At 63.8% G+C, this 3,694-nt stretch carries 4 protein-coding genes and 1 pseudogene; 2 read left to right on the top strand and 3 right to left on the bottom strand.

All coding sequences use genetic code 11. The features are described from left to right. Positions 1 to 122: 122 nt before the first annotated feature. Together Q0S16_RS19915 and Q0S16_RS19910 are read right to left on the bottom strand one after the other, a co-directional pair. A pseudogene (locus Q0S16_RS19915) lies at positions 123 to 221 on the bottom strand (uracil-DNA glycosylase family protein); the annotation flags it as partial. Further along, positions 218 to 769 (bottom strand): carboxymuconolactone decarboxylase family protein, encoded by a 552-nt coding sequence (locus Q0S16_RS19910; RefSeq protein WP_295851984.1) that lies wholly within the window; start codon positions 767 to 769, stop codon positions 218 to 220. The pseudogene Q0S16_RS19915 and the gene Q0S16_RS19910, both read right to left, overlap by 4 nt. A gap of 125 nt (positions 770 to 894) precedes the next feature. On the opposite strand from Q0S16_RS19910, the gene Q0S16_RS19905 reads away from it, so the two are divergent. Further along, a complete protein-coding gene (locus Q0S16_RS19905; protein ID WP_295851982.1) occupies positions 895 to 1,797 on the top strand; it encodes a LysR family transcriptional regulator in 903 nt (300 codons plus the stop codon). Between the two features lie 32 nt (positions 1,798 to 1,829). Here Q0S16_RS19905 and Q0S16_RS19900 read toward each other — a convergent pair whose 3' ends face one another. Continuing rightward, complete coding sequence (locus tag Q0S16_RS19900; protein ID WP_295851978.1) at positions 1,830 to 2,207, bottom strand: uracil-DNA glycosylase family protein; 378 nt, start codon at positions 2,205 to 2,207, stop codon at positions 1,830 to 1,832. An 884-nt stretch (positions 2,208 to 3,091) separates the two neighbouring features. Here Q0S16_RS19900 and Q0S16_RS19895 point away from each other — a divergent pair. After that, positions 3,092 to 3,448: a hypothetical protein gene (locus Q0S16_RS19895; protein ID WP_295851973.1), complete on the top strand. Its 357-nt coding sequence runs from the start codon at positions 3,092 to 3,094 to the stop codon at positions 3,446 to 3,448. Positions 3,449 to 3,694: the final 246 nt, after the last annotated feature.

Raw genomic sequence — 3,694 nt, 5'->3', positions numbered from 1 at the left:
GCTTGCTGTCCGACAAGGTCGCCAACCTCGTCGCGGACGGCGTCGATGTCGCCATCCGCCATGTCGTCTGCGCCAGCCTGGCCTGTCTGGCGCGGCACGGCACGCCGTCGAGGCCGTCCGATCTCGACGCCCATCCAGCCGCGCAGCCGCGCGCCGCTCGGATCGTTGAAGGCCATGCCGGTCTCGTGCGCCCGTCGCCCCGGCGCCTGGCCGGCGATCAGGCCGCGCTACGCAATGCGACCACCGGAAAATCGATCGCGGTGCCGGCGACCTCGTTGACGTAATTGGTCAGGGTGTTGAGCGCGACGTGGAGCACGATCTCCACGATCTGCGCGTCGTCATAGCCGGCAACCTTGACGGCTGCGAGTTCGGCGTCGCTGACATGGCCGCGCGCGACGACCACTTGGGCGGCGAAGCGCACCGCGGCATCGGCCTTGGGGTCGTTGGAGGCGCCGGAGCGGTTGGCGGTCAGCTCGGCATCGTCGAGCTTGGCGATGTTCTTGCCGATGTAAGTATGCGCCGACAGGCAGTAGCCGCAGCCATTGATCTCGGCGACCGCGACGGCGATGCGCTCGCGGGTCCTGGCGTCGAGCCGGCCCTTGGCCAGCGCGCCGTTGAGGCCGAGATAGCCTTCCAGCGCGGCCGGGCTGTTGGCGACGACGCGGAATAAATTGGGCACCGAGCCCATCTGCTGCTTGACCGCTTCGAGCAGCGGCCGTGCGGCTTCGGGGGCGGCGTCGATGGTGGCAAAGGTCGGGATGCGGGACATGGCGAAATCCTTCGGGTCTGTGGCAATGATCGGTCGCTGCCGATGTCCGCAACCTCGGCGCTTTCGGCGGCTTGCGATATCCGGTATGATTGGGAAGGACTATTCCGCTTTCCGGGAGAATGCCGATGGATCGGCTCGAAGCGATGGCGGCCTTTGTCGCCGTGGTCGAGGCTGGCGGCTTCTCCGCGGCGGCGCGGCGGCTCGGCGCGCCGCTGACCTCGGTGAGCCGCAGGGTCGCCGACCTCGAGGATCATCTGAAGGTCCGGCTGCTGACCCGCACCACCCGCAAGGTGACGTTGACCGACACCGGCCAGGTGTATTTCCAGCGCTGCCGCCGGCTGCTGGACGAGCTTGGCGAATCCGAGCGGCTGGCGTCCGGCGAATATCAGGCGCCGCGCGGCGGCCTCACGGTCAGCGCGCCGCTGGCGCTCGGCCGGTTGCATCTGGCGCCGATCGTCGCCGAATTCCTCGCGGCCTATCCGGACATCGACATTGAGCTGCTGCTGTCCGACAAGGTCGCCAACCTCGTCGCCGACGGCGTCGATGTCGCCATCCGCGTCGGACAATTGCCGGACAGCAGCCTGAAGGCGCTGCGGGTCGGCGGCATCCGCCATGTCGTCTGCGCCAGCCCGGCCTATCTGGCGCGGCACGGCACGCCGTTGAGGCCGTCCGATCTCGGCGCGCATCAATGCGTGACCTTCACCGGGCTGGAAGGCGCCAAGGAGTGGACGTTCCGCGGCGGCCGTAAGGTCGAGCGGCTGGCGGTCCGCTCGCGGCTGGCGGTCAACACCGCTGAGGCCGCCGCCGACGCCAGCTGTGCCGGCACCGGCATCACGCGACTGCTGTGCTACCAGGTCTCCAGCGCGGTGCTGGACGGCCGGCTACAACTGCTGCTGCGCAAATTCGAGCCGGCGCCGCTGCCGGTCAGCCTGGTGTCGCCCGACGCCCGGCTGATGCCGCACAAGCTGCGCGCCTTCATGGATTTCGTCGCGCCCCGGCTGAAGGCCCGGCTGGCGTTCAGCCCGTAAGGGCGCGCGGGGGAGGGGAGACCGCGGCCGTTCTAGCCCTTCAACAGTGCCGCGATCCGGCCCCGCGGCATCGGCACGATCTCCGCCGCGAACCACGGATTCTTCTTCAGCCAGATGTTGTTGCGCAAGCTGGGATGCGGCAGCGGCAGCACGCTTGGCCAGTGTTGCTGCCAGTCCTGCACGGTCTGCGTCAGCGAGGCCTTCCGGGTGGTCCGCGGATGCCAGTCGAGCGCATATTGCCCGATCACCAGCGTCAGCTCGATCGCCGGCAGCAGTTTCAGCGGCGGGGCGCGCCATGCCGGCGCGGATTCCCGGCGCGGCGGCAGGTCGCCGGAGCTGCCGGTGCCCGGGATAGCAGAACCCCATCGGCAGGATGGCGATGCAGCCGGAATTGTAGAACGTCGCGGCATCGACGCCCATCCAGCCGCGCAGCCGCTCGGATCGTTGAAGGCCATGCCGGCATGATCGCGGCGAGATCCGGGGGCTTGCGGCCGTGGGGGGCCATTCCGGCCTTGATCATTGCATCGCGTAGCAGAAGGTCTCGCTGCGTAGCTCTCCCGGATGTCGCTGCGCTCATCCGGGCGACGGTCTGCTATGGCTTGCTGTGCCTGCGATTGAGCGAAGCTGCCCATGCCAATCTTGTCAGGCCGCTCAATTCGTCATGGCGAGCGCAGCGAAGCAATCCAGAAATCCACAAACGAAGACAAACCTGGATTGCTTCGTCGCAAGGGCTCCTCGCCATGACGTGCCAGAACTACGCAAGGCGCTACGCCACCCGCCGCGGCGCGAAGCGGACGCCGTGGTCCGAGACGATCACATCCGGCTTTCCGCGGCGAGCGATCAGCTTCGTCAGTTCACGCGCTTGCGCAACATTGGCCGGGTTTTTAGTTGAGGAACGTCGATTTCGCCATTAATTTAGCCGCGCTTGACCATTCCGCGTAAGGCGTAATCAAGGAGGACGGGATATGCCGCACGGCCTTTATATCGCTGAATTCGAAAATGTTCTCTTGAAGCACTCATTTGCAATAAGTCGAAATTCCCTTTCCCAGCTTATTGCCGAGGTCGATTTCTCCGGGCTCGACAATATATCTGAGGCGGATCGTCACGCGCTTTATGAGACCCTTATTGATTGCATCAAGCCGAGAGGGAGAGGTATCGAGAATGGGCTACAAATTCTGGGCGAGGATGACTCCAGGGACATTGTCACAGGGATGAAAGACAGGGCCGCGCAACGGCTTATCTCGCCTTCAAGGGTCAGAGATATTTGGTGCAAGATATTCATCGGGGGGTGCCCATGAAAAAGCCACAACCATCGCACGTCAATCTGAAAAGCTTCGGCGAATTCAATAAATACATTATGGGATTGGGAGCGGCGGCCTTCTTGTATTTCGACAAGTTCGAACTCTCCGGATATGCGGCGATCCGCACAGCAGGCACGGTCTTCTTGGCATTGGCTGTAATCATCGGCATTACTACCATGTCCGCGCTTGGAAGAATCCATGGTGAGGAGATCGACTACGAACTGGAGAAGGATCATTCGAAACTATTTCTCTTCAAATTTGTTTCGCGGGCCCTCGTGGTCGAATTGATCGCCCTGCTTTTCGCGATGGTCCTGGCAGGCTCGTTAAGCCTCATAAAAATCTGGAAATAACAGGCCCGCGACCGGCGCAGGCAGAAGTCGCAAGATGGGTGGAGCGAAAGCGCCCGTTGGGCGCTTTCGGCGAAATCTGTCGATCTTTCGGAGCGGTGCGGCGATGGGTTTCGGAAGCGCTCAACCCATCCTGCGCGCGCTGCGGCGGGCGCTGTATAAGTTGAATTGAACAAACCCACAGCCGTCATTGCGAGGAGCGAAGCGACGCGGCAATCCAGAAGCCATCAGCTCGACCAGGACTGGATT

It is taken from the genome of Tardiphaga sp. (assembly GCF_025356345.1).
Taxonomy (GTDB): domain Bacteria; phylum Pseudomonadota; class Alphaproteobacteria; order Rhizobiales; family Xanthobacteraceae; genus Tardiphaga.
The sequence above is the reverse complement of the archived record's forward strand: the minus strand, read 5'-3'. Positions and strand labels throughout refer to the sequence as shown.

What these genes read in the sequence shown, in the direction of transcription:
- Q0S16_RS19905 (WP_295851982.1), top strand. Translation starts at nt 895, where the DNA reads ATGGATCGGCTCGAAGCGATGGCGGCCTTTGTCGCCGTGGTCGAGGCT.
- Q0S16_RS19895 (WP_295851973.1), top strand. Translation starts at nt 3,092, where the DNA reads ATGAAAAAGCCACAACCATCGCACGTCAATCTGAAAAGCTTCGGCGAA.
- Q0S16_RS19910 (WP_295851984.1), bottom strand. Translation starts at nt 769, where the DNA reads ATGTCCCGCATCCCGACCTTTGCCACCATCGACGCCGCCCCCGAAGCC.
- Q0S16_RS19900 (WP_295851978.1), bottom strand. Translation starts at nt 2,207, where the DNA reads ATGCCGCGACGTTCTACAATTCCGGCTGCATCGCCATCCTGCCGATGG.